Here is a 24,298-nt window from a genome sequence, read left to right on the forward strand (position 1 = left end):
TCAGTTGCCCAAGGTGCTGGCGCGACGCCCGGCGGATCGCCCGGAAATGTCGGGAGCCTCGACCGTCACCGGCGCCTGCGCAGAGGCCTGTGCCTGCAGAGCGAACTGCGTCATCCGCGTCCACGCGTCACGGTCACGCTGGCTGGCTTGGCGCCCGACATGGGTGACGACGTCGACGTCGGTGGCCTGCCCGCGCAGGTAACCGGCTCGCGCATGCTCCTTCGGGAGGTACCGGAACGGGTCGAATGAGTATGCGGCCATGGCGTTTTCGTGAGTGATCTTGTCGATGACCGTGTCGTCGAGGTGACCCATGGTGGCGATGATGTCCTCCGGGGCGAAGGGCCAGTTGCTGTCGGAGTGCGGAAAGTCGGACTCCCAGCACAGCATGTCCTCGTTGAACCAATTCATGTTCTGCACGCCGACTTTGTCGCTGATGAAGCAGGTGTAGAAGTGCCGTTTGAACACATCGGTGGGACCGTCGTACCCGGGTGGGAAGGTCGCCAGCGTCCAACCCGAGTGTCTGTTGTAGACGTGCTCGGCCCGCCAGAGGAAGTACGGTATCCAGCCGACGTCGCCCTCGGTCAGCGAGAACTTCAGTTGCGGAAAGTCAACCCAGAACTCCGCCCAGATCAGCTCGGTGAAAGTGAACATGCTCATCATCGACGAGGCGGTCATCTGCACGCTGGGCGGGGCGTCCGACGAAACCTGCGGCGACCGCGACGCCGAACCCACATGAGTGCACAGCACCGTGTTGTTTTCGCAGACCGCCTCGAACAACGGATACCAGTACTTGGTGTGAATGCTGGGCATCTGCAACGCCTCTGGGTTCTCCGAGAACGTGACGGCGTGACAGCCCTTACCGGCGAGGCGTTCGACTTCCTTGGCAGCCTCGGCCACGTCGAACAACGGCAGGATGCCGCACGGGATGAACCGGCCCGGGTACGCCCCGCACCATTCGTCGACGTGCCAGTCGTTGTAGGCCTTGATCATCACCAGGTTCGTGTCGCGGTCGGGGCCCTGGTTGAGAACCTGGCCGGAGAAGCCGGTGAAGTTCGGGAAGTTCAACCCCGCCAGCTGGCCACCGGCGTTCATGTCCCGCACCCGTTCGTCCACGTTGAAGCAGCCCGGCCGCATCTCGTCGTAGCGCGAGGCATCGATGTTGTACATCTCGCGCGGTTTTCCCGCGACGGCGTTCAGGCCCATGTTGCGTCCGCGGATCTCGCCGTAGTACCACTGCTGGATGCCGTCGGGTTCGGCGACCACCCGTGGGGCGCGGTCCCTGTATGAGGCGGGTACGTGCGCGTCGAACATGTCGGCAGGCTCGGCGATGTGATCGTCCACGCTGATCAGAATCAGGTCGTCCTTATTCATGCCCCGCTCCTCGATCGACCGTCAGCGACTAGTAGACAATGGTATGCATCACAGTGTCAACCAGGCCGCCGGGCCCCGTCCGACAATGCTATGCGCCTTAATGTCCTGCACCGCAACGGCCCGGATGTGGCCGAGCATGCGGTCACCGGAGCGGCCCGTAACGGTCAGACATTCTCGACCCCGCCTCCCGTGAGCGACTATTAGTCTGTGCGCCCGGCGGTGACGGGCCGGCGCGTCGCGCGGGGGCATAGTCAGCCGGCAGCCCCGCAGATCGCGGGATCGCGCGATGCCGATTGGCGTCGCGTGCCACCATGGGGCATGACCGGGCGGGAAGGCAACGCACGTTGACCACCAATAGAGCTGCGCGTCCGACCACCGCCGACGTGGCCCGATTGGCCAGCGTATCGACCGCCACGGTCAGTTATGTGCTGAACAACGCGCAGGGCCGCCGCATCTCCCCGGAAACCCGGGATGCGGTGTACCGCGCGGCCAAACTGCTCGGTTACCGGCCCAACCTGGCCGCCCGCAACCTCGCGCGCGGCAAAAGCGGTGTGGTGCTCTACGTGGTGCCGCACGTGGCCGTGGGCGAGATGCCGATGCAGGCCGGCAGTCGGATGACCACCGCATTGGCTCGCGAGGGTCTTCTTCAGGTGCAGATCTTCGCGACCGACGACGACCAACATGTGGTCGACGCGATCGAGAATCTGGACCCCGTCGCGGTCACCAGCCTGTTCCCGCTGAGTGCGGCCGCCCATCAAGCGGTGACGAACGCGGGCATCCCGCACATCGAGATCGGGACACTGCCCGCGCTCAAAGACCCGCATCTGTCGGTGGGCGAGATGCGCGTCGAGCACCTGGTCGAGCGGGGCCATCGCCGAATCGCATTCGCCTATACCGGGATTGCCCGGTGGCGCCCGCTGGGTGACTACTGGTTCGAGGGTGTTTCACGTTCGGCGCGGTTGCGCGACCTTCCACCGGTGCGAGCCGACGAGGTCACCCTGGACAACGCCGCCGACGTGGTCACCGGCTGGGTGGGCGCCGGGGTGACCGCCGTATGCGCCCAAAGCGACGAGATCGCCTGCCTCGTCCTGTACGGCATTCATCAAGCACGGCTGCGCTGTCCCGGAGACCTCGCGGTGATGGGCGTCGACGCCAGCCCAATGGGCATGGTGAGCACGCCGCCGTTGACCACCGTGCAATTCGATCCCTGCGCGGTCGCCGACGCTGCCCTTGCCGCGGTCTTCGAGCGGCTGGGGCACCCCGCCCCGCCGTCGCCCGAGCTGACCGACATCGCCCGCCTGGTGGTGCGGTCCTCGACCTGACCGCGTCCACGAGGCGAGCTCGGGCTTGGATCCCGAGCACACCGACGCCACGAGCTAGGCTGGTGCGCCGATGAAAGTTCTGTTGGCGGCTCACGGAACTCGCGGCGACATCGAACCCCTCGCCGCGGTTGGCCGCGAGCTGCTGCGCCGGGGTCACGACGTGTGCATGGCGGTGCCGCCGCACATGTGTGGCTTCGTGGAGTCGGTGGGCCTTTCGGTCGTTGAGTGGAACTCCACGCCATGGCAGGGCCACCGGGATTTCATCCCCGATGCGAACGGCCAGATTCCATTGGCTGTGATGACCGACATGATGGAGCATCTCGCCCGTGCCTGGGCGCAGTGGTGCATCACGCTGGCCGCGCTGGCACAAGGAGCCGACCTACTGGTAGTGAACAAGGGCGGGCAGGGGCGGGCCGCCATCGCCGCGGAGTATTACGACATTCCGCTGGCCGTGCTCAGTTTCTTCCCTGGGGAGCCGTCGCGCTTGGGCGGCGTGCTCGGGCAGATAACCAAGGACGTTGAGGAGGCCCAACGCCGCGCCCTGGGCCTGGCGGAGACAACCGGACCCGCCGAATCGCTGCAGATCCAGGCATACGACGCGCTCTGCTTCCCCGAAGTGGCCACGGGATCGGAACAGGATGAGCGATTACCCTTCGTCGGTGCGCTGACACTGGGGTCGCGGACGGATGCCGACGACGAGGTCTTGTCATGGATTGCCTCGGGTACACCGCCGATTTACTTCGGATTCGGCAGCATGGCGGTCGAATCTCCGGCCGAGGTGTTCGCCATGATCAGTGCGGCCTGCGCGCAATTGGGCGAGCGGGCGCTGGTTTGCGCCGGCTGGAGCGACTTCAGCGACGTCCCCCATTTCGAGCACGTCAAGACGGTGGATGCGGTGAATTTCGCGGCCGTCTTTCCCGCCTGTCGCGCGGTGGTCCACCACGGTGGTTCGGCCACCACGGCTGCCGGGCTGCGGGCCGGCGTGCCCAGCTTGATCCTCTGGTTCTCGGTCCAAGATCAACCGATGTGGGCGGCCGCCGTCGAACGGCTGGAAGTGGGCCGCGGTCGGGCTTTTTCGGACAGCACCGCAGCATCACTGGTCGCCGACCTGCGTTCCATCCTCACTCCGCGATGTATGAGCCGAGCCCGTGAGGTCGCGGCTCGGATGACCACGCCCGCCCAGAGCGTTGCCGGTGCCGCCAATCTTCTGGAAGAAGCTGTCCAACTGGGGCGCGATCGCCGCGCTGGACACGGTCGGGGTTAGGCGCCTGGCCAACAACAGCACCTGCGGGCCGGCGGCCCGCATCGAGACCTACCCGCAGACGATAATCGCTTGGGCGCAGACGTAATTGGCGCCTCACGCGTATGTGCGGCTCGTCGCACATCCGTGTCGGATGTCTGGCCGCACCTTCGGCCGGGGCTCAGTCGGCTGGCTCGTAACGCAACAGCGTGACTTCGTGTTCCGGGTAGTCGCAGAACACCGGCTTCACCCGCATCCCGACCCTGAGGTTGGCGGCTGGGTCGACTCGGCTGGCGGGCAAGACCATCTCGGTGGAAAACCTTGGGCCCTCGTCCCATTCGACGATGGCCAGCAGCTGGGGCACGGCGTCGGCGAAATGCGGGCTGACCGGCCGGTGGGCGACGGTGTAGGAGTACAGCGTTCCCATCCCGGAAATCTCGCGCCATTCCAGATCGTCGGCCAGGGTGCGCGGCGCGCGCACCCGCGGGTAGAACACATAGGCCTGTAGCGACGGCGAATACTGGATGACGATGCGATGATCGGCTAACGCATCCCAAAAAGGAGCGCTGGTAGGCGTTTTCACGGGCATCGGTCGTTCGAAATTCATCGGTCAGTCCCCTTGCAGAATCAGCGTGGTCTGCTCGGACAGGATGCCCCCGTTGCCGGACACGAAGGCCCGGTTGCAGTCGGCGACCTGCGCGGCACCCGCACGACCCATGATCTGGCGGGTGGCGTCGCAGACATGGTGCATTCCGCCGGCCAAACCCGCTTGGCCAAAACCCAATTGACCGCCAGCCGTGTTGAGGGGGAAGTCGCCGCGGAAGGTCAGGTCATGGCTTGCCACGAAGTCCATGCCCTTGCCCTTCTCGCAGAAGCCGGCATCTTCCAGAGAGAGCAGGACGGTGATGGTGTAGCAGTCATAGATGGAGACCATGTCCATCTGCCCGCGGCTCAGATCGGTCATGGCGAATGCGGTGTCGGCGGCCGCGGCGATCGGGGTGTTGAGCAAATCCTTTGCGTACGTCGGGGTCTTGAACGGCACGTGTTCGCCGAATCCCTTGATCCACACCGGACGATTGCGCGAGCGCTTGACGACGTCGGCGCTGGCGACGACCACCGCGGCACCCCCGACGCAGGGCATGACGATCTCGAGCATGTGCAGCGGGTCCGCGATGACCGGGCTGGCCAGCACGTCATCGACGCTCAGCGGCTTGTCCTTCCAGATCGCACCGTCGGTGTGGTTGGCGTTGACCCGCTGGTCGACGACGACCTTGGCCATCGCGCGCTCGTCGTAGCCGTAGACGGCGGCGTAGCGTTGGGCCACTTGGCCGTACGGTCCGTTCTGGCCGAGGTTGCCGTAGGGGATCTCGAATTCGGCTTGGGGAGAGCCGTATTGATTGCTCGACGAGCCGAAGAACATGGCGTCGACAACGGGCCGCGGTTTCTTCTTGGACGACGGTGTGATGTAGCGGGCGGGCAGCGCACACAGGACGGCATCGCAGATCCCCAGTTCGATGGCCGCCGCCGCACGCCACACCATGGCCGCGGCACTGGCTCCGCCCAGATCGACGTGCTCGGCGAATCTTGCTCCCACGCCCAGGTATTCGGCGATGGTGGAGGGGACAAAGATCTCCGACTCGGCCAGGTGCGAGGCGACGACCCCGTTGACGACGTCTCCCGGCACGCCGGCATCCTCAAGTGCGGCGGCGCTCAGCTCGGCCCATTGTTCGAGGACGAACGGTGCGGGCGAGGCCTTGCTGAGCCGCTCGGGCGGAAGCTCGACGTATCCCACGATTGCGGCTTCTCCGCGTAATCCCATGCCTTGCCCTACTTTCGGGGTAATCCGAGGATCATCTGCGCGATGATGTTGAGCTGGATCTCCCGCGTTCCACCGCCGATCAATTCGGCCGGGAGATGCAGGTAACGCTCCACGATGGCGGGATCGGAGTCGGCGACCATGGCCAGCTGCCCGGTCAACTGCAGCGTGGCCTCAAAGGTCCTCCGCAACAGCACGTTCATCGCCACCTTGGCGATGCTCGACGCCGGTCCGGACGCCTGGCCGTCGAGCAGGCGGATGGTTTCGCGTACGCCGAGCGCCTTGATCGCGTTGGTGTAGGCGTCGAGCTTGCCGAGCTCGCGCAGCGCGTCGTCACGGTCCGGCCCGGGTTCCGACGCGAGCCGGCGCAGCGCGGCCGCGCGATCGAACTTGACGTAACCGCTGATGGCCGAACGCTCCTCGGCCATAGTGGCGATCGCCAGGTTCCACCCCCCGGTCGGATCGCCAAGCAGCATGTCGTCGGGCACGAAGACGTCGGTGAGGAACACCTCGTTGAAGTGCGCGTCGCCGGTGGCCGTCTTGATCGGTTGGATCTCTATTCCGGGGGACCGCATGTCGACCACGAAGTAGCCGATGCCGCGGTGCTTGCCGGCCTCCGGATCGGTGCGCGCCAGCAACGCCCCATAGTCCGCGCGGTGCGCCGACGACGTCCAGATCTTGTGCCCGTTGACGTTCCAGCCGCCGTCAACCTTGGTGGCCCGGGTGGACAGCGCCGCGAGGTCCGAACCGGCGCCCGGCTCGCTGAACAACTGGCACCATGCGAGCTCGCCACGTTGAGTCGGCGGAATCAGCTTCTCCTGCAGGTCTTTCGGGGCGGCGCGGATCACCGATGGCAGGATCCATTCGGCGATGCCCAGTGAGGGACGGACCAGCTCGGGTCGCTTGGCGAACTCGTCGTCGATGATCAGCTGTCGCAGCGGGCCGGCGTCCAGGCCCCAGGGTGCGGGCCAATGCGGCGCGATCAAGCCCGCGTCGGAGATCAGGGTGCGCTGCGGCCCGGTCTCGAACTCTTCGTAGTCGCCCTGTCGCCCCGGTTGGTCATTGCGCAACTTCGTTGCGGCATCCAGTGTTTCGGCCACGCTCGACCGGAATTCGGATTCCGCGTCGCCGAGGTTGACCGCCATGTCGCGCTGCTGGCCGCAGGTCAGCTGCCCCAACTGGCGCGCCCAGCGGTTGGCCGGCCCTATCGATGCCGCGAGGCTGATGGCTCGCCGCCAGTACAGGTGCAGGTCGTGCTCCCAGGTGAACCCGATGGCACCGAACATCGTCAACGCGTCGAGTACCAGATCCGGGGCGGGCGAGATCGCGATCATCGCCGCACCGGCGGCGGCGATTCGGTGCTGGTCGAGTGATTCGTCGACAGCACGGACCGCGTCCCAGGCCGCCGCGGTGGCCAATTCACTGCTGACCAACAGCATCGCGGCGCTGTGCTGCAGCGCCTGGAAGGTGCCGATCACCTTGCCGAACTGCTCGCGGATGCGTAGGTGCGCGGTGACGGCCTGCACGCACCACGCGACGATGCCGGCGCTCATGCTGGCGACGAGCCCCAGGACCACGCAGCGGGCGCCCTGCGGGTCGATGCCGGCGAGCACGTCGGAATCGGTGACGCGGTAGTCATCGAGTCGCAGGATCCCGGCATCGGCGACGAGGTCGGTGCCGCGAATGGGTTCGACGGTGGCCGTGGGCTTTTCGCCGTCGACGAGCGCCCAGACGACTTCGCCGCCGTCGCTGCGGGCGCCGACCAGAATCATCCGCGCCGCGCACACGCCCGCGGTGACCTCCGATGCGCCGCTGATCAGCCACTGCCCGTCCTCGGCCCGCGCGCGCAAGCCGCCGTCGTCGTCGGGAAGCACGATCGCCGCGGTGATACCGGCCGCCAGATCGCGCAGAAACGACTGCGCGCTCGGCGTCGGATCGGCGAGCAGTGCGACGGCTCCGGCGCTTACCGTCGGCAGCAGCGGTCCCGGAAGCAGCGACGTGCCCGCCGACTCCAGAACGCATGCGGCGTCGATCAGTTTTCCGCCCTGCCCGCCAAAGTCCTCGGGCAGATGCACGGCATGGAAACCGTTGGCGACCAGGGCATCCCACCATCCGGGTACGCGCCCGGCCGCGAGGTCGTCGAAGCTGTCACGCGTCGCCGCAATGGGGGCATTCCGGGCCGCGAACTGCCTCACCGCGTCGCCGAGCTCCTGCTGCTCAGGACTCAGGCCCAGGGTCACGAGGACGGCCGAGAGAGAACTGGCGTTGGCCGCACGGACTGTTATCCTTCCGACGCTGATGGCGGCGACCCGCTTTCGCAGCGCTGGCGATCGCCGCGTTACAAGACGGACCGTCTCGTCTTGTGGCAGACTACCGGGGTGGATCAGGATATGTAAAGCGCGCACGATTCCCCGGCGAGCGGCTTTCGATCGGAGTTCGCAGAAGCGAGGACCACCAGATGCCAACCGATCTCGGCGCGGTGAACGCGCCGGCGGGTTCGCCTCGGAGACGCAGCGAGAAGTCCCGCACGGCGATCGTCACCGCCACGCGTGAACTGCTGCTCGAGCGCGGGTTCGACGGGCTGACCATCGAGGCGGTCGCCGCGCGCGCCGGGGTGGGCAAGCAAACCATCTACCGCTGGTGGCCCACTCGCCCCGCGCTGGTCGCCGACGTCATGCTGGAAGACGCCGATAAGCTGCTCGCGTCGGTCAACCACAGCGGCGACCTGGCCGCCGATCTGGTGGGCTGGGTGGGCAAGTTGTTCGCAAGCCTGACGACGCCGCGGGGTACGGCCATGCTGCGAACGCTGACCGTGGCGTGCATGGAACATGAGGACACCGCCGTCAAACTGCGCGCCGGATTCAGTGCGCCCCTACACGACAGCGTGCGGGCCCGGCTCCTGGCCGACGGCATCAACGAGGCCGCCGCCGAATCGGCCGCGGACGCAATCGTCGGCGGCGTGGTGTACCCGATCCTTTCCGGCGCGCAGCCCTACTCGCGACGGCGAGCCGAACGGACCACCCGGCTCATCGTGGAAGCCCTCAGCCGAAGCTGACGACCGCCCATCAGCCGACCACGCCAGCGGCCAGCCCCGGGCTGAGGTAGCCCGCCTCGAACACCGCTGCGGCGCTTGACGTCTCCCAGCGGGGTAGGCTCGCCGCAAGGCGACGGGAGCGGCGATGGACGACGATTGCCTGAAGCTCACCACCTATTCGGCCGAGCGGAGGCGGACCGGGGACAGGTTCGTCTCCGATGTGTTGCTCGGCTTGTACGCACAGCACCGAGTTGCGTGTGGCGTCCTGCTGCGCGGCATCGGCGGGTTCGGCACCGGTCACCATCTGCGCACCGATGAGTCCTTGACGTTGTCCGAGGATCCGCCGGTGGCGATCGTCGCCGTCGACACGAGAACGAAGATCGAGGCCCTGCTCGAGCCGGTGCTTGCCATCAAGCAGCGGGGCCTGGTCACCCTGGAGCGCGCCCGGCTGCTCCACCAGGACATCGGATCGCCGCAGCTGCCCGAGGAGCTGCGCGACGCCGTCAAATTGACGATTTACGTCGGCCGCAAGCAACGCGTCAACGGCTCGCCCGCCTATATCGCGCTCTGCGATTTGATGTACCGGCGCGGCCTGGCCGGCGCCACGGTGCTGCTCGGGGTGGACGGCGTCGCACACGGAGAACGCCAGCGCGCGAACTTCTTTGGCCGCAACGCCGACGTACCGATGATGATCGTGGTCGTCGGATCCGGTGAGCGAATCGGCCGGGTGCTACCGGAGATCGGTGAGCTGCTGCGCAGGCCCCTGTTCACCCTCGAACGGGTTCGGGTGTGCAAGCGCGACGGCGAATTCCTGGAACGGCCGCACGCGCTGCCCGGCGTCGACGAACGGGGCTTGCCGCTGTTCCAGCAGCTGACGATCTACACCTCGGAGTCGGCACACCACGGCGGCGTGCCGATTCACCGCGCGATTGTCCAGCGGCTGCGCCAAGCCAAAACCGCCGACGGCGCGACGGTGCTTCGTGGCGTCTGGGGCTTTCACGGCGACCACCCGCCCCGCGGCGATGGATTCTTCGCACTGACCCGCCGGGTGCCCGTCATCACCGTCGTGATCGATACCCCGGGCGCCATCGCCGCATCCTTCGACATCATCGACGAATTGACCCGAGACGAGGGCTTGGTGACCAGTGAACTGGTGCCCGCGTTGGTCTCCGATGACGGCGACGCCGGGCCGCCACGCATGGCCCAGCACCGCTACTAGCTCAGCCCGCGACCGAGGCGTCGTAGATCGACTGGATCGCCTTGTCCAGGGTGGCGTTGAACTGCTCGTCGGACTGGTCGGCGGTCAGCCCCTCGGTCAGCGCCCGGCTGAAGCTGGCGATCAACCCGCTGTTCTTCGCCAGCAATTCGTTGGCCTCCTCGCGCGAGTAGCCACCGGACAGCGCGACCACCCGCATCACCTTCGGGTGCTCGATCAGGGGACGGTAGAAGTTGACCTCGGTGGGCAGGCTCAGCTTGAGCATGACGCGCTGGCCGTCGGGCACGGCGTCGAGCTGCTTGGTGATCTCGTCGCGCAGAATGCCTTCGGCCTCGGCTTTGTCCGAAATCGAGATGGTGACCTCGGGCTCGATGATGGGCACCAACCCGTGCGAGAGCACCTGATGGCCCAGCTCGAACTGCTGGGCGACCACGGCCGCGATGCCCTTAGGGTTGGCACCGCCGATGACCGACCGCTCCTTGGTGCCGAAGACACCCAAGCCGCCGGCCCGGTCCAGCAGCTCGTCGAGGCCCGGGATCGGCTTCATCAGCTGGACGTCGTCGGACGCGTCCGCCAAACCCTTGTCGATCTTGAGGATGGGCACCACGCCCTTGGTCTCCCAGAGGTAGGTGGTCGACGGTTTGCCCGCGATCTCACGGTCCATGGTCTGCTCGAACAGGATCGCGGCCAGCACGCGGTCACCGGTGAACGCCGGAGACGTGATGATCCGCGAGCGCATCTGGTGAATGAGGTCGAACATCTCCTCCTCCGAGGAGTACGCGTTGTCCTCGATGCCGTAGAGGCGCAGCGCCTTGGGCGTCGAACCGCCACTTTGGTCGAGCGCCGCGATGAATCCCTTCCCCGACGACATCCGGTCCGCTTGCTGCTGGTTCGACATTGAACTCTCCCAGTTTCCTCATGGCCCTCAGGGGCTCAGCACGCCCGGCCGCTGACCGCGCGCTCAAGTCTGAATCGTGCCGATCATATTCGGCCACTTCGAGCCCGAGCAGGCAGGTCGTCGGACTGCGATTTTGGTCTCAGGCCCGGTCTGGCTGCGGCGCGCCGGGTTTGATGCGCCACAGCGCCATGCGGTCAAGGAGCCTGTCGCGCAAGACGAGCGTGTGGAAGAGTACCGCCGTCATATGCGCGGTAAACGCGAGGAAAAGCAGGAGGGCGAAGGCGCCGTGGCACTCCCGAAGCACCGCGAAAAGGTCGATGTTGTGCGGCGCGATGCCGGGCAGCGCAAGGGGCCCGAGCAGGGTGATCGGCAAACGCGCCGCCGACACCATGGCCCACCCGGTCAGGGGCTGGGCGAGCAGCAAGGCGTAGAGAAGGTACTCCGACCACGTCGCTATGCGGCGTTCGATTTTGCTCATGGTGGCCAGGAACGGTGGTGGCCGGTGGCGGAGCCGGTTCGCCAGCCGGACCAGGGCCACGGCGAGGATCAACACACCCAACGGCCGATGGATGGCCAGCAACAGCGGGTAGTAGCTCAGGGCGGCGACCATGGTCACGCCGATGAGCAACTGCGCGATGACCATCGGCGCCATCAGCCAGTGCAGAACGCGCGACGGCAGGGTGAACCGCGCCGTGCCGGCCGCCTCGTCCCTCACCGGAGCACCGGTCCTACGTCGACCGCGCTGGGCGCTTTGGGCTCCTCGGCGCGGCGAGTGAATGAACGGGCGTACACCGCCGATCGCGCCGCGAGCAGGGGATCGTCGGAGGCGGCGATGCCGTCGGGTAGCACCAGCGGGTCGAAGTTGATGTCGCGTGCGTTGCCGGCCTCTTCCGTCTGGACCGCGGAGATGGTGATGGTGCCGGCGTCGATGGTGCGCCGCTCCGGCGGCCAGGGTTTGGTGGCGTCATGGGTCGGATCGCCCGGCTCGCCGACGGTGAGCATCAGGCGCCAGCTCAGCGGGGTGCGCGCCACCGCGCGGATGAGCGTGTCGAACAGGTAGTCCTTGGCCGCTGGCCCGGATGGCGGGGCGGTCACGTCGGCACCTTGCTGGGGGATCGCGGACCAGCGCACCGGCACCGTCGCACCGGCACCGTTGGTGAACCGGAAGGCGTTCAGCGCGTGGAACGCGCTGTCGGCGAACCCCGTGCTCGGCGGTGCCTGCTTGATGATGCGCATGGCCGCGGCGGTCTCGGGATGGCGCTGCAGGAAAGCGGCCATCTGCTGCGGGTCGGGCTTGCCCGTGCCCGGCACCGGTTTGGATGCGAGCAACCGGTCGTAGAAGCCCTGGGGCGTGCTGTCGGGAAAGACCGGGATGTTGATCATCGCGGTGCGCCACTGCCGGCCGTCGGGTCCGTCGAACAGCAGCCCCAGCCCCCGGACGGTGTCGAGCTTGTCGGCCTGGTCGGGTAGGCCGCCGGACAGCGAGAACCGGCCGATCACCGGAACGCTCCCGCGCCGAAAGACCGCGGCGCGGCATATCGCGGCGGCCGCCCCCGTGCTGACAAACGTTCCGGTGGCGCTGAGGCCCTTGGCGTGGTTTCGCCGGAAACCGTCATGACGGCCGTAGACGTGCTCGAAACGGTCCGTGAACCGGGGCGGAGTCAGCGCCCCGGGCCGCAGCCAGCCGCCGGCATAGGCGAAGCCGCCCACCTCGAGTGCGGCGACACCGGCTACCGCGCCCATGCCGAGCAGCAGGCGCCGGTTCAGCGCCAGGGAATGCGACGGCGTGGCTGCGCTTTTTGCGGGGTCACCGGGCTGCTCGCCACCGTGCTGCTGCCAGCCGTGATCACCGGGCTCCACGGCCCACCGTCCTTCCCGTTTGTGCAGGCCACGCCGCGCGGGCTGACAGCGAAGTCGGCGAAAGCAATTCACGCATGGGCCGCTGCCCTGTGCAACTTCTGCGCTGCCCGTCACGCACACCCGGAGTACGTCACGGCGCCCGAAATCGTTCAGCGTTTTGAGCGTGGTACGCCGCGTGTCCTACCATTGGCTAAACACTTGTAGCGGTATCTGCATTTGATAGCGCCGATCGACGGGGTGCATCTCCTCCGTAGGCAAGCGTGTTCCCGCGGGGTTGAATCAACAGCCCCCGGATATGGCAGTGACTGTTTTCGAAAGCTAGCAGTGTCCCGCAGGGGACCGAATGTGAGTGGTAGACCATGGGCGAACAATCCGGCGATCTCGTTGATCCAACCGCTTTTGAAGTGGGCAAACACCAGGTAGATCAGGCGGTTGTGCTCACCGTCTCCGGCGAAATCGACATGCTCAGCTCGCCGCTGCTGGCCGACGCCATTCAGACCGCGCTGGCCACCAAGCCCGCGGCGCTGATCGTTGATCTGTCCAAAGTCGGTTTTCTGGCCTCGGCCGGGATGACCGTCCTGGTGACCGCGCAGGCCGAGGTGGAGCCCCCTACGCAATTCGCGGTGGTCGCCAAGGGCTCGGCCACCAGCCGGCCGATCAAACTCATGGGGATTGACAGCGTGCTCTCGCTCTACAGCAGCCTTGACGGTGCGCTGAGCGGTATTTCCGGTGAGTGAGCCTCGACAGGGTGGGGACGCAACCGGGGACGACAGGACGCTCTGACCAGCCGCAGCACGTGTTGAACATCGATGACCCATCCCGCTTCGTGCGGACGCGAGTGGCCGCCGACGCGCCCAGCGCCGCCCGGACCCGCGCCGAGTTCGGGGTGTGGCTCGAGCGGTATTTCTCTCTTGACCACGACCGCTTCAATGATCTGCTGCTGGCGGTGAACGAGGCGATCGCCAATGCCGCGGAATTCGCCTACGTCGGTGCCGCGGAGCGCGGGACGGTCGACGTGCGAGCGGCCTACGACGGCGATTCGGACACCCTCTCGGTGATCGTCGACGACCGCGGACGGTGGCGGCAAAAGAAGCCGGTCCAGTACCGACAGCAGATGCGCGGCCTCGGCATCCCGCTGATGGAGGCGCTCGCCGACGAAGTCGCCATCGACCGCACGCCGCGGGGCACCCGCGTGACATTGACCTGGCGCGGCCTGACGCCCCCCGGCTGTACCGCCTGATTCAGCCCGACTGCGCCAGCACCTGCTGGATGCGTTCCTCGCGCGGCAGCACCGGACCGTCGTCGAGGGATTCGTCGATTCCGAGCTCGCCGAGCCCGGCGCTGGTCAGCAACGAGGTGCCGTAGGCGGCCAGCACGAGTTTCTGATCGTCGCTGTGGCCGTCCTCGACGAGCATCGCGCCGATCAGGCAGATGACGGCCATCTTGAAGGCGTTGAAAGCCCGGTACCAGGGCCGGTTCGTGACCGTGATCCCGCTGGCCGACTCGTAATGCGCAAGCAGGGCATCGATGGAAAGGGCCGCGGGGTGGCTGTTGATCCCGACCGGCTGCATCCACAGCATCTCGAGCCAGCCGATGTCGGTGAGCGGGTCACCGACCGTCGTCATCTCCCAGTCGAAGACCGCGCTGACCTCGCCGCCGGTGAAGGCGAAGTTGCCCGGTTTGGCGTCGCCGTGCACCAGCGTGATCTTGGGGCACGGCGCGGGCTTGCCGGCAAGCAGTTCGCGGTGCAGCCGCTCCAGGGCGGGCAGGCGGTCGCGCTTGACCCGGTTCATCTCCGCGGCCCAGTGGTCGAGTTCGCGGTCGAGGTGGTCGGCGCCGTCATCGAGCGTGTCCAGTCCGATCCGGTCGAGGTCGACGGCGTGGATGGCGGCCAGTTGTTCGACCAGGCTCTGACACATCCGCACCACCGTGTGGTCTGCGGCGTCGGCCGGGGGTTCCATCTCGTAGACGTCGCCGGCGACCCGTTCCATGACGAAGAACGGCCTGCCGAGGACGTCGCCGGTCGGTTCGAGCCACAGCGCCCGCGGGACGCGGACCGGCGTGTCGGCCAACGCCCGCAAGATCGTGAACTGGCGCGCGAGGTCGTAGGGCTCCAGCAGTGCCGGTGGTGGGGGACGCAGACGCAACACGATGTCGTGGTGGTCGTCTCGAGCGCCGCGCCGGGTGACGACGCGCAGCGTCATCATCTCGGCCGAGTGCCCGAAGCTCACCCGGTCGATGTCCTCGAGGTGGGCGTCGTCGGCGTCGGGCACCTGCGTACGCAGCCATCCGCTCAACCGTTGTTCCAGCTCGGCGCCCAGCGTCATTGGCGAACCCCCTCGCCGTCCGCGGGCAGTCGGTCGACCGGGGTCTTGTCCTGGGTGAAGGCGGACATATCCATCGCCGTCCAGTTGGGGTAGCGGCGATAGCCCTGCCCGCCGAGCAGCAATTCGAAGACGCCCCAGCCGGTCTCACCGTCACGCTCGAACCGCATCAGCTGGTCGAGGGCCATCGATTTACCCTCGGTCTCGGCCAGCTGTTCGGGATCGCAGCTGTCCCAAGCGAAATGGATGAAGTACGCGCCACCACCCAGATCTTCGTATTGGCAGTGTGCCATGGGTAGCCCGTAATAGGCGTTGACTTCCAGATGCGGCGCCTCGGCGATCACCCGGTGGGCCTTGCCGTCCTCGTCGGTGAAGACGAGCACCGCACGGGTGGGCCGCTTGCGGTCGCCGTCGAATTCGACCTCGTGCTCGATCTTGACGAATCGTTTCGACAAGGTCCCGTCGGCGTGCGTGATACCACCGTCGACGTAATTGATCGTGCCGTCGGACGATTCGATGATCCAGGCTTCGATGGCATGGTTACCGAAGCCGGCGTCGAGCCATAACCAGAAGTCGATCTTGTCGGAGATCCGCACCCCGAAGGTTCGGTCACGACCGCCGTGGAACCCATCGACACTGCTGCGTTCCCCGTCGATCTGCACCCAACCGCTCCATCGTCCCGGCTCCTTCATGTGGTACATGTCGGCGAGCAATTCACCGCCCTTTCCATGCACTTTCATGGGCAACAGTTCCCACATCGGGGCGGTGGGTTCGTAGTAGAGCTCCCACTCGATTCCGGAGTTGTTGGGCTCGATGTCCAACCGCCACTTCTTCAGGGGTTCGACGCAGGTCCAGCGCATCGGCCCCGCGCTCAGGTCGCCACGGTCGTCGCCGGTGACCGGCCGCCCGGACAACAGGTCCCAGTGCCGGCCGTCGGCGAGGCTGACCTTGGCGTAACCCAGCCCGCTGGCGGTGTTGGGGTTGTTGCCGTACCCGCTGGCCAGCAGGATGGTGCCATCCGGCGACGCGGCGAAGAAGTAACACCGATCCGACCACGTCGGATCGGAGTCGTGCACCTGGTCGAACGTCGTCGGAAGCTGGTGGGTGAAGGACTCGTCCGCTGCGGAGTACCCCATCGATCGCCCTTTCTGGCTGGTTAAGACTCTGTGCTGCAACGGGATTCGTTACCGATCCGGACAGCGCCGGATCTGTTCATGTCCGATAGCAAAGCAGCACAACGCATCCCGTAACATCGCCGCCATGGAACCGAGCCGGCGCTGGGGCGATGACCGCGCGATCCTCGACGACGAGGAGGCCCGTAGGCGGATCCTGGAGGCCGCGGGCCGCTGCATCGTCCGGCGCGGCAACACCCAGTTCCGGATGGGCGAAGTGGCCGACGAGGCCGGGGTGTCACGGTCGACGGTGTACCGGTACTTCCCCGGGCGCGACGACGTGCTGCTGGGCCTGATGCTGACGCGGGTGGACAGTGCGCTTGCTGAGTTGGTGCGCTCGCTGCCCGACCCCGACGACCCCATTCGATCGGTGCCCGAGATGGTGCTGGCCCGGGTGGAATCGGTGGACGGTAACGCGCTGAACGAAGCGTTGTTCGCCGCCGAGAGCACCGCGATGGCCTCGGCGCTCGCGAAGGGTTCCGAACCGATTGTGGAGCTGCTGCTGCGGCATTACGGGCCGCTGCTGAACCGGTGGAAAGCGGCGGGGTCGCTCTACCCCGATATGGATTTCCGCTCGATCGTCCAGTGGTTGCACACCGCGACCCTGTTTTTGCTGGCGCCGTCGTGGCGATATCGCCCCGCAGCGGACAAACGAGAATTCGTCGAGCAGTTCGTGGTGAGGGCCCTGGTGCCACAGATCAGACAATAATCGTATATTGTCTGATGTCCAGACGTTCGATCGGTTTGCCCGACGCCGCTGGTGTTAAGAGCACAGCACTGCGGCCGGCTGGCAAATCAGGATGGATGGACATGAAAACTTCTGTGGGACACGCTTTCTCTATTCTCGGGCTGGCCGCCCACCTGGGCCGCGGTGCAGGCCGGGTGGCCGCCGACGCGGTGGTGGGAGGCCGGTTCGGCCTGCCACGGACGGTCGAGGACATCGACCCCGCGGTGCTGTCCCGGGTCATGGGAACCACGGTTCGGTCGATCCGCGTCCTGAGCAGGGATGCGGGGACCTCCTCGCGTGGCCGGCTGGTGCTGACCGGCAAGAACGTCCCCGACTCGGTGTTCGTCAAGATCGCCGCACCGACCGCCGGCACCCGGCTGATCGGCGAACTGGGCCGCCTCGGACACACCGAGGTGCGGTTCTACCGTGAGCTCGCACCGCAGGTCATCGGCGTCCCCTACTGCTACGGCGCGGCGTTCGACGCCTGGACGGGCCGGTACCTGCTGGTGCTGGAGGACCTGCCGGCCGAGTCGTGCGAGTTCCCGGACACGTTGCATCCGCTCTCGGCCGACCAGGCCAGCCTGATCATCGAGCTGCTGGCCGAACTGCACGCCACCTTCTGGGGGCTGCTCCCACGCGGCGGGCGCGGCGCGATGGACTGGCTGTACACACCGTCGGGTGACGTCACGTCGTTGCTGACCGGTTCTCTCATGCACGCATCGATCAACCGCCTCGCCGACCGCACCGCGATCCCGGCGGACAACGGCAGCTTCATCGCCGACAACTACCGCGCCGTCGCGGCACTCATCGACACGCCGCCGCACACCGTCATGCACGGTGACGCCCACCCGGGCAACATGTACTTCCACGGCGGCAAGGCCGGACTGCTGGACTGGCAGGCGCTGCGCCGGGGACACCCCTCCCGCGAACTGGCTTACACCCTGATCACCAGCCTGACGCCGCAGGACCGCCAGGCCACCCAGCGCGAACTGCTCGACGACTACCGGCGGGCGCTGGTGGCGGCCGGCGGACCCGAGTTGGACCGCGACGACCTGTGGCTGCGGTACCGCCAGGGCGCGCTGTATGCCTACGTCGCCCCGCTGATCACCGCCGGAATGGGTGGGATGCAGGTCGAAGAGATCGTCATGGAGGGCCTGCGTCGCGGTGTCACCGCGCTCGATGACCTGGAAACCGTCGCCGCCCTGCAGGCCTCGCTGTAGGGCCGGTCGAATTCGGCTGAGGCTATTGCCTTCGGCGCGCCAGGAGTTACGCTACCTACCGTAGCGAAATGCTGCGCGCCTTACCGCTCAGCACTCCAGAGACAGCCCACGATGGCGAAGAGGAGTCTCATGTTCGACCTGAAGATCATCGGTGGCACGGTCGTCGACGGCACGGGCGCGGAACGCTATCCCGCGGACATCGCCATCTTGGACGGCAAGATCGTCGACGTCGTGCGCCGCCGCGCCGACGCCCCCGCGATGAGCGGGGAGGCGGCCGAAACCATCGATGCGACAGGGCATGTGGTGGCCCCCGGTTTCGTCGACATCCACACCCACTACGACGGCCAGGTCAGCTGGGACAGCCTGCTGGAGCCCTCCAGCGGCCATGGCGTGACCACGATCGTGACCGGCAACTGCGGCGTCGGCTTCGCGCCCGTGCGGCCCGGCAGCGAGCAGTGGCTGATCGAGCTGATGGAGGGCGTCGAGGACATCCCCGGCACCGCGCTGACCGAGGGCATCACCTGGGGCTGGGAAACCTATCCCGAATACCTCGACGCGGTCGGCAAGCAGAAGTTCGCCGTCGACGTGGGTAGCCAGGTCGCTCACGGCGCGGTCCGCGCCTACGCGATGGGCGAGCGCGGCGCGCGCAATGCACCGGCCACCCCCGAGGACATCGACGCGATGGGCCGGCTGGTTCGCGAGGCGATCGAGGCCGGCGCGCTCGGATTTTCCACGTCGCGCACGATGGGCCACCGCGCGATGGACGGCGAACCGGTCCCGGGCACGTTTGCCGCCGAGGAAGAGCTGTTCGGCCTCGGCCGCGCCATGGCGGCCGGCGGTCAGGCGGTGTTCGAGCTGGCCCCGCAGGGGGCCGCGGGTGAGGACATCATCGGGCCCAAAAAGGAATTGGACTGGATGCGGCGACTCAGCGGCGAGATCGACCGGCCGGTGTCCTTCGCGCTGATTCAGGTAGACGCCGATCCGAAATTGTGGCGCGAGATGCTGGACCTGTCCGCGGACGCGCACGCCGCGGGCGCCCGGCTGTACCCGCAGATCGCGGCGCGCCCCTTCGGCATGATGATCGGCTTCCAAGGCCATCACGCTTTCAGCCACCGGCCCACCTACCGCCGGCTGAAGGCCGAGTGCAGCCGCGACGAGCTGGTGCAGCAATTGGCCGACCCCGCGGTCAAAGCGGCGATCCTGTCCGAGGATGACCTGCCCGCCGACCCCACGTTGTTGTTCGACGCCATGTTCGCCCTGGTGCAGCACTCGCTCGGACGGCTGTATTCGCTCGGCAATCCGCCGGACTACGAGCCCACGCCGGACCGCACCGTCGCGGCCATCGCCAAGGCCCGCGGCGACGACCCGTTGTCCACGCTGTACGACCTCATGCTGGAGTCCAATGCGACCTCCATGCTGATGCTGCCGTTGTTCAACTACGCCGACGGCAACCACGACGCGATCCGCGAGATGATGCTGCACCCCGCCGGCGTGCTCGGACTATCCGACGGTGGCGCCCACTGCGGGATGATCTGCGACGCTTCCTATCCGACGTTCCTGCTCACGCACTGGGCGCGGGACCGGCACCGGGGCGAGAAGCTGTCGCTGGAGTACGTGATCCGCAAGCAGTCTCGCGACACTGCTCACCTGTTCGGCCTCACCGACCGCGGCACCATCGAGCCCGGCAAGAAGGCCGACATCAACGTCATCGACATGGACGCTCTAACCCTGCATCCGGCGGCGATGGCGTTCGACCTGCCCGCCGGCGGGAACCGAATCCTGCAGGGGGCCAGCGGTTATGCCGCGACCATCGTCAGCGGAGCAGTGACCCGCCGCAACGACGTCGACACCGGCGCCCGGCCCGGCCGGCTGGTCCGCGGAGCGCGTTAAGAGCTCCCCTCGATGGCAACGGCGGCCGGCAATCCGGCGCGGACCCGCGACGAGGATGCCATCGGCACCCCGCCGGAAAACCCGACGCTGGTGCCCGCCGACCGCTACTACTCCCCCGACTTCGCCGCGCTCGAGGCGCAGCGGATGTGGCCCAGGGTGTGGCAGCTGGCCTGCATGGTCGACCATCTCGCGGCGCCCGGCGACTACTTCGAGTACCGGTGCGGCCCGTACGGGGTGCTGATCGTCCGGGACGACGACGGGGTGCTCCGGGCGTTCCAGAACGTCTGCCGGCACCGCGGCAATTCGCTGTGCACCGGATCGGGTTCGGGGCTGCGCGAACTCAAATGCGGCTATCACGGCTGGACCTGGGACCTAGCCGGCGCTCTCAAACGGGTGCCCAATCGCAAGGGCTTCGGCGGGCTGCGGATGTCCGACTTCCCGTTGATACCGGCGCGGGTCGACACCTGGGCGGGATTCGTCTTCGTCAACCTCGATCCGGGCGCGGTGTCGTTGATCGAATACCTCGAGGCGGTGCCCGACGACATCGCCTGGTGCCACCTGGAAGATTTCCACTGCTATGCCACGCTCACCGTCGAGGTCGACGCCAACTGGAAAACCATCGCCGACGGGTACAGCGAGACCTACCACATCGCGACCCTGCATCCCGAACTTCTGCGCTGCGTCGACGATATCCATGCACCGCAACAGATTTGGGGTCACACGGGAAAATCGGACCAACCCTACGGCGTGCAGAGCCCACGCTTTGACGGTGCACTGAGCGACGAAGAGGTGTGGGACGCCTACGTCTACACACAGGGAGCGCTGATGGGCGCCGCCGAAGGGACGCCCTTCCCCGCCGATGAACGCCGGCCCGGGCAGACGGTTGCCGACCTGATCGCGGATCGAACCCGGGCATTCGCCGCGGGCCGCGGCGTCGACCTCAGTTGGGCCGACACCGACCGGATGACCCGATTGCACCAGTACAACGTGTTTCCCAACATGACGCTTCTGACCAATGCCGATCACCTGACCGTCATGTGCTCGCGCCCGGCCCCCGACCCCAGCCCCGACAAGGGTGAGTTGGTCATGTTCCTGATGACCCGGACGCCGCCGGGTGCGCCGCGCACCAAGCCAACGGACGTCCGCGTGGCCGCCGATGCGGCCGAGCCCGGGTCGGGACCAGGCGTTGTGCTCACCCAAGACATCGCCGTGCTCCCCGGCTTGCAACGCGGCCTGCACCAACCGGGCTTCACGCACATGGTGTTGTCCAGCGAGGAACGCCGCGTGATCAACATGCATCGCAACCTGGAGCGCTATCTCGAGTTGCCCACATCCCAGCAAATGAGCGGCGGAACGCCGACGTGATCTCTCGCAACATAATTCGTGTTCAGAAGGCGAAAGTGGCGCCGGACGATTTAGAATCCCGCTTGTGATGACCCCGTCTTACCCCTGGGGGGACGATCGAGGGCAACTTGCGCGGCAGCTTCGACTGCCGTATCACACGCTCCGCCGACGGCGGGCGCGACGTCTGTGCCAGAGTTTCGAACGGGTGGGTGTTCGAACGGCACCGGAGCGGCTACGGGAGATGTTGGCGGGCGCACCGCTGGCCGCTCATGAAGTGATCAATGTGAACTTCGCATTGATCGCGATCCGGCTCGACCGCGAGTCTCGCGCCGCGCGATACAAGCGGATCAAACAACGTGGTACCCGGTCGCTGATGCTCGCGGGCCTGATCATGGTGGTGCTGAACTTTCTCATGTGCATGGCATACGTTCTGCTCAACCTGGCGGAGCAATCCGCGCCCCTGTAGTTCTTCAGCGCGGCGCGACGATGCCGTTGTCGTATGCGTAGACGATCGCGGCGGCGCGGTCGCGCAGGTCGAGCTTTCCGAAGATCCGTCCGATGTGGCTCTTGACCGTGACGCCCGAGATGCACAGTTGGCCGGCGATCTCCGTATTGGAAAGGCCCTGCCCGATCAACGTCAGAACGTCGAGCTCACGGGTGGTCAGCTCGCCGATCGCGGTGCCGCGGGGTCCGGGCGCGGCCTTGCGGTAGGTGGTCAGCACGCGCGAGGTCACCGCGGGATCGAGATAGCTGTCGCCCCTGGCGACCGCCCGCACCGCGCGGATCAGCTCCTCGGCGGACGAGTCCTTGAGCACGAAGCCGGACGCACCGGCACGCAGTGCCCCCGATAACAACTCGTCCTCGTTAAAGGTGGTCAGCGCGAGCACCGGCGGCCTGCCGCCCAGCCTGCGCGTCGCCTCGATGCCGTCGACGCGACGCATCCGCAGGTCCATCACGACGACATCGGGCCGGTGCTCGGACACCGCGGCGGGCACCTCGTCACCGTCGGCGCACTCGGCGACGATGACGAAACCGTCCTTGCGGCGCAGGATCCGCCGCAGGCCCGAGCGCACCAGGTCCTGGTCGTCGACGAGCAGCACGTTGATCTCCGGCGTCGCTGGGATATTTGGGATCACCCCTTGCACCACCAGGGCCTCCAGGAGGTATCGCCTTCTTGCAGCGGTATCTCGGCGCACACCGACCACCCGTCCCGGGTGGGGCCGACGTCGATGGCCCCGCCGAGCAGCTCGACCCGCTGGCGCATGCCGCGCACGCCGCGCCCTTCGGGTGATTGCGCGGCGATCACCGCCGCCGGAAGCAGGTTGGTGACGGCGAGCCGCGCCGACGTCAGCGAAATATCCAGCACTACACCGGCTTTCGATTCGGGCGCGTGCTTGGCGATGTTGGCCAGCGATTCCTGGGTGAGGCGATACAGCGCCAGTCCGACCGTGGCCGACACGTGATCGGTGGGCCCTTCGACGCACAGCGCGACGGCCAGGCCGGCCCGCCGGAAACCCTCGACGAGCACGGCGACGTCGTCGATACCGGGTTCGGGCGCGGTTTGCGCGGTTTTGGTCGGCCAGTTGTCGAGCAACCCGACGGTGCGACGGATGTCGGCCATCGCCTGGCGGCCGAGTCGCTCGGCCTGCTCCAGGGCCTCGACCGCGTCGTCGACGTCGCGATCCTGCTGCAACGCGCGGCGCGCACCGGTCACATGCAACAGCGTGATGCTCAGCGAATGGGCGATGACGTCGTGCACTTCGCGCGCGATGCGCCGCCGCTCGTCGGCGGCGGCGTGCTCGGCCAGCATCTCCTGCGCCTCGATCTGTTCGGCAAGCAACAGCCGCTGGGTGCGCATCAGGTAGCCGAGCAGCCACCCCACCGCGATGAAACCGAGGTACAACACCACGGTGTCGAGGCGGTGCAGCGCGGAGGCGGTGACCAACAGCGCCGCCGCCGAGACGGCCGCCAGGATCCCGCCCCACACCGACGCCAATGTCGCGACGACCAAGACCATCAAGACCAACAACGCCGGGGCGAAATCGGCGTGAATGGGCGCCGAGGTACCGAACAGCGTCATCGCGGTGGAGGCCGACCAGGTGGCCCACAACGGCCCCGGGGTCATCTTCATGTTGAAGGCCAAAAACGCCAACGACGGCGACAACGCGAGGGCGAACGCGGTCAGCGACACGGGCAGGTCGGAGACGGGCCGCTGCAGCGTCCCGATCACGCCGCCGAGCACCAGGGCGACATCGACGGAGATCAGCGCAGCCCAGGTGATACCGACGGGAATCAGCTCGCTTCGCCGGCGAAGCAGTTCCCGCAGGTGATCCGCTGCGGCGCGCAACATCGTCCAATCCTAGAAGAGCCCGGTGCCTCGTCACATCCTGCTGCGGGCGGCACCCGTCTCCGCCCGTGGTAGGACACAAAGACTGCACTTCGGCACGACGCGCAACGGACGGTAGTTTTCCTAACGTCGAGCCATGACATGGACACTGCTGCACGACCGCATGGCCTTCATGGCCCGAGTGATAAAGGCCGCCGATCTGGACCCCGAGGCGGCACTTGCATTGATCGACAAGTCATCCGAGGTGTCCGCGCTGTTCGGCGACGAGGAGGGCTTGATGCTTTCGCTCGGCCAGCGATGGATCACCATGCTGGTGGCCAAGCTGGATCAGGCGGCGCACGAGGGCGCGTCGGCCGAACAGGTGCGTGCCGATCTCGAGGCCGCCGAGCCCGGACTGCACGCGTTGGTCAAGATCGGCACCCGCCGGTCGCTGCGAGTGCGATCCCTTACGCGCGGTGAGCATGTCGCCGTGGGGCTGTTCGGCGGGCCCAGCAGCGAACGGCAGACCGTTGCATGA

At 67.0% G+C, this 24,298-nt stretch carries 23 protein-coding genes; 12 read left to right on the plus strand and 11 right to left on the minus strand.

Annotation, left to right across the window (positions count from 1 at the left end; translation table 11 throughout):
* Entirely contained in the window at window positions 1–1,371 is a 1,371-nt protein-coding gene (locus A5782_RS18865; RefSeq protein ID WP_067103415.1) for an amidohydrolase family protein, read from the minus strand.
* Window positions 1,372–1,715: 344 nt separating this feature from the next.
* Here A5782_RS18865 and A5782_RS18870 point away from each other — a divergent pair, with 344 nt between their 5' ends.
* Window positions 1,716–2,693, plus strand: a complete 978-nt coding sequence (locus A5782_RS18870) for a LacI family DNA-binding transcriptional regulator (RefSeq protein ID WP_156624024.1) — start codon at window positions 1,716–1,718, stop codon at window positions 2,691–2,693.
* A gap of 70 nt (window positions 2,694–2,763) precedes the next feature.
* A complete protein-coding gene (locus A5782_RS18875; protein ID WP_067103419.1) occupies window positions 2,764–3,957 on the plus strand; it encodes a glycosyltransferase in 1,194 nt (397 codons plus the stop codon).
* Between the two features lie 157 nt (window positions 3,958–4,114).
* On the opposite strand, the gene A5782_RS18880 is transcribed toward A5782_RS18875, so the two are convergent.
* The 3 genes from A5782_RS18880 to A5782_RS18890 are packed head-to-tail and all read right to left on the minus strand — an operon-like array spanning window position 4,115 to window position 7,989.
* Window positions 4,115–4,540, minus strand: coding sequence for a Zn-ribbon domain-containing OB-fold protein (locus tag A5782_RS18880; RefSeq protein WP_067103421.1), 426 nt, complete (start codon window positions 4,538–4,540; stop codon window positions 4,115–4,117).
* A 3-nt stretch (window positions 4,541–4,543) separates the two neighbouring features.
* A complete protein-coding gene (locus A5782_RS18885; protein ID WP_067103423.1) occupies window positions 4,544–5,752 on the minus strand; it encodes a thiolase family protein in 1,209 nt (402 codons plus the stop codon).
* Between the two features lie 8 nt (window positions 5,753–5,760).
* Window positions 5,761–7,989: an acyl-CoA dehydrogenase gene (locus A5782_RS18890; protein ID WP_067103425.1), complete on the minus strand. Its 2,229-nt coding sequence runs from the start codon at window positions 7,987–7,989 to the stop codon at window positions 5,761–5,763.
* Between the two features lie 218 nt (window positions 7,990–8,207).
* Between A5782_RS18890 and A5782_RS18895 the strand changes: the two genes are divergently transcribed.
* Together A5782_RS18895 and A5782_RS18900 are read left to right on the plus strand one after the other, a co-directional pair.
* Entirely contained in the window at window positions 8,208–8,804 is a 597-nt protein-coding gene (locus A5782_RS18895) for a TetR/AcrR family transcriptional regulator (protein ID WP_067103426.1), read from the plus strand.
* Window positions 8,805–8,928: 124 nt separating this feature from the next.
* Complete coding sequence (locus A5782_RS18900) at window positions 8,929–10,002, plus strand: DUF190 domain-containing protein (protein ID WP_067103428.1); 1,074 nt, start codon at window positions 8,929–8,931, stop codon at window positions 10,000–10,002.
* 1 nt (window position 10,003) lies between these two features.
* Here A5782_RS18900 and A5782_RS18905 read toward each other — a convergent pair whose 3' ends face one another.
* The 3 genes from A5782_RS18905 to A5782_RS18915 form a co-directional block, all read right to left on the minus strand.
* On the minus strand, window positions 10,004–10,897 hold the full coding sequence (locus A5782_RS18905; protein ID WP_067103430.1) for a fructose bisphosphate aldolase: 894 nt from the start codon (window positions 10,895–10,897) through the stop codon (window positions 10,004–10,006).
* A gap of 139 nt (window positions 10,898–11,036) precedes the next feature.
* On the minus strand, window positions 11,037–11,612 hold the full coding sequence (locus tag A5782_RS18910; RefSeq protein WP_067103432.1) for a cytochrome b: 576 nt from the start codon (window positions 11,610–11,612) through the stop codon (window positions 11,037–11,039).
* Complete coding sequence (locus A5782_RS18915; RefSeq protein ID WP_369815652.1) at window positions 11,609–12,757, minus strand: catalase family peroxidase; 1,149 nt, start codon at window positions 12,755–12,757, stop codon at window positions 11,609–11,611. Before A5782_RS18915 ends, A5782_RS18910 begins: the two co-directional genes overlap by 4 nt.
* Before the next feature lie 359 nt (window positions 12,758–13,116).
* Between A5782_RS18915 and A5782_RS18920 the strand changes: the two genes are divergently transcribed.
* The gene (locus tag A5782_RS18920; RefSeq protein ID WP_067103434.1) at window positions 13,117–13,494 is read left to right on the plus strand and encodes an STAS domain-containing protein; all 378 of its coding nucleotides are present in this window, start codon (window positions 13,117–13,119) and stop codon (window positions 13,492–13,494) included.
* Between the two features lie 59 nt (window positions 13,495–13,553).
* The gene (locus A5782_RS18925) at window positions 13,554–13,997 is read left to right on the plus strand and encodes an ATP-binding protein (protein WP_067103436.1); all 444 of its coding nucleotides are present in this window, start codon (window positions 13,554–13,556) and stop codon (window positions 13,995–13,997) included.
* A 1-nt stretch (window position 13,998) separates the two neighbouring features.
* Here A5782_RS18925 and A5782_RS18930 read toward each other — a convergent pair whose 3' ends face one another.
* Both A5782_RS18930 and A5782_RS18935 read right to left on the minus strand, forming a co-directional pair.
* Window positions 13,999–15,084: a phosphotransferase family protein gene (locus tag A5782_RS18930; RefSeq protein WP_067103440.1), complete on the minus strand. Its 1,086-nt coding sequence runs from the start codon at window positions 15,082–15,084 to the stop codon at window positions 13,999–14,001.
* Window positions 15,081–16,217, minus strand: a complete 1,137-nt coding sequence (locus tag A5782_RS18935) for a hypothetical protein (protein WP_067103442.1) — start codon at window positions 16,215–16,217, stop codon at window positions 15,081–15,083. Before A5782_RS18935 ends, A5782_RS18930 begins: the two co-directional genes overlap by 4 nt.
* Window positions 16,218–16,341: 124 nt before the next feature.
* Between A5782_RS18935 and A5782_RS18940 the strand changes: the two genes are divergently transcribed.
* The 5 genes from A5782_RS18940 (at window position 16,342) to A5782_RS18960 (ending at window position 21,900) form a co-directional block, all read left to right on the plus strand.
* Complete coding sequence (locus A5782_RS18940; RefSeq protein WP_067103444.1) at window positions 16,342–16,962, plus strand: TetR/AcrR family transcriptional regulator; 621 nt, start codon at window positions 16,342–16,344, stop codon at window positions 16,960–16,962.
* A gap of 101 nt (window positions 16,963–17,063) precedes the next feature.
* Window positions 17,064–18,200, plus strand: a complete 1,137-nt coding sequence (locus A5782_RS18945; RefSeq protein WP_197694278.1) for a phosphotransferase — start codon at window positions 17,064–17,066, stop codon at window positions 18,198–18,200.
* Between the two features lie 129 nt (window positions 18,201–18,329).
* On the plus strand, window positions 18,330–20,090 hold the full coding sequence (locus tag A5782_RS18950) for an amidohydrolase family protein (protein ID WP_067103448.1): 1,761 nt from the start codon (window positions 18,330–18,332) through the stop codon (window positions 20,088–20,090).
* 12 nt (window positions 20,091–20,102) lie between these two features.
* Window positions 20,103–21,455: an SRPBCC family protein gene (locus tag A5782_RS18955; RefSeq protein ID WP_067103450.1), complete on the plus strand. Its 1,353-nt coding sequence runs from the start codon at window positions 20,103–20,105 to the stop codon at window positions 21,453–21,455.
* A 184-nt stretch (window positions 21,456–21,639) separates the two neighbouring features.
* Window positions 21,640–21,900, plus strand: a complete 261-nt coding sequence (locus A5782_RS18960; RefSeq protein ID WP_067103452.1) for a hypothetical protein — start codon at window positions 21,640–21,642, stop codon at window positions 21,898–21,900.
* Window positions 21,901–21,904: 4 nt separating this feature from the next.
* On the opposite strand, the gene A5782_RS18965 is transcribed toward A5782_RS18960, so the two are convergent.
* Window positions 21,905–22,558 (minus strand): response regulator transcription factor, encoded by a 654-nt coding sequence (locus tag A5782_RS18965; RefSeq protein WP_067103500.1) that lies wholly within the window; start codon window positions 22,556–22,558, stop codon window positions 21,905–21,907.
* Between the two features lie 8 nt (window positions 22,559–22,566).
* On the minus strand, window positions 22,567–23,784 hold the full coding sequence (locus tag A5782_RS18970) for a sensor histidine kinase (RefSeq protein WP_067103454.1): 1,218 nt from the start codon (window positions 23,782–23,784) through the stop codon (window positions 22,567–22,569).
* Between the two features lie 133 nt (window positions 23,785–23,917).
* Between A5782_RS18970 and A5782_RS18975 the strand changes: the two genes are divergently transcribed.
* Window positions 23,918–24,298, plus strand: coding sequence for a hypothetical protein (locus A5782_RS18975; protein ID WP_067103456.1), 381 nt, complete (start codon window positions 23,918–23,920; stop codon window positions 24,296–24,298).

It is taken from the genome of Mycobacterium sp. 852002-40037_SCH5390672 (assembly GCF_001665875.1).
In the GTDB taxonomy this organism is placed as follows: domain Bacteria; phylum Actinomycetota; class Actinomycetes; order Mycobacteriales; family Mycobacteriaceae; genus Mycobacterium.

What these genes read in the sequence shown, in the direction of transcription:
- A5782_RS18865 (WP_067103415.1), bottom strand. Translation starts at nt 1,371, where the DNA reads ATGAATAAGGACGACCTGATTCTGATCAGCGTGGACGATCACATCGCC.
- A5782_RS18875 (WP_067103419.1), top strand. Translation starts at nt 2,764, where the DNA reads ATGAAAGTTCTGTTGGCGGCTCACGGAACTCGCGGCGACATCGAACCC.
- A5782_RS18880 (WP_067103421.1), bottom strand. Translation starts at nt 4,540, where the DNA reads ATGAATTTCGAACGACCGATGCCCGTGAAAACGCCTACCAGCGCTCCT.
- A5782_RS18885 (WP_067103423.1), bottom strand. Translation starts at nt 5,752, where the DNA reads ATGGGATTACGCGGAGAAGCCGCAATCGTGGGATACGTCGAGCTTCCG.
- A5782_RS18895 (WP_067103426.1), top strand. Translation starts at nt 8,208, where the DNA reads ATGCCAACCGATCTCGGCGCGGTGAACGCGCCGGCGGGTTCGCCTCGG.
- A5782_RS18900 (WP_067103428.1), top strand. Translation starts at nt 8,929, where the DNA reads ATGGACGACGATTGCCTGAAGCTCACCACCTATTCGGCCGAGCGGAGG.
- A5782_RS18905 (WP_067103430.1), bottom strand. Translation starts at nt 10,897, where the DNA reads ATGTCGAACCAGCAGCAAGCGGACCGGATGTCGTCGGGGAAGGGATTC.
- A5782_RS18920 (WP_067103434.1), top strand. Translation starts at nt 13,117, where the DNA reads ATGGGCGAACAATCCGGCGATCTCGTTGATCCAACCGCTTTTGAAGTG.
- A5782_RS18930 (WP_067103440.1), bottom strand. Translation starts at nt 15,084, where the DNA reads ATGACGCTGGGCGCCGAGCTGGAACAACGGTTGAGCGGATGGCTGCGT.
- A5782_RS18935 (WP_067103442.1), bottom strand. Translation starts at nt 16,217, where the DNA reads ATGGGGTACTCCGCAGCGGACGAGTCCTTCACCCACCAGCTTCCGACG.
- A5782_RS18940 (WP_067103444.1), top strand. Translation starts at nt 16,342, where the DNA reads ATGGAACCGAGCCGGCGCTGGGGCGATGACCGCGCGATCCTCGACGAC.
- A5782_RS18945 (WP_197694278.1), top strand. Translation starts at nt 17,064, where the DNA reads ATGAAAACTTCTGTGGGACACGCTTTCTCTATTCTCGGGCTGGCCGCC.
- A5782_RS18950 (WP_067103448.1), top strand. Translation starts at nt 18,330, where the DNA reads ATGTTCGACCTGAAGATCATCGGTGGCACGGTCGTCGACGGCACGGGC.
- A5782_RS18955 (WP_067103450.1), top strand. Translation starts at nt 20,103, where the DNA reads ATGGCAACGGCGGCCGGCAATCCGGCGCGGACCCGCGACGAGGATGCC.
- A5782_RS18970 (WP_067103454.1), bottom strand. Translation starts at nt 23,784, where the DNA reads ATGTTGCGCGCCGCAGCGGATCACCTGCGGGAACTGCTTCGCCGGCGA.
- A5782_RS18975 (WP_067103456.1), top strand. Translation starts at nt 23,918, where the DNA reads ATGACATGGACACTGCTGCACGACCGCATGGCCTTCATGGCCCGAGTG.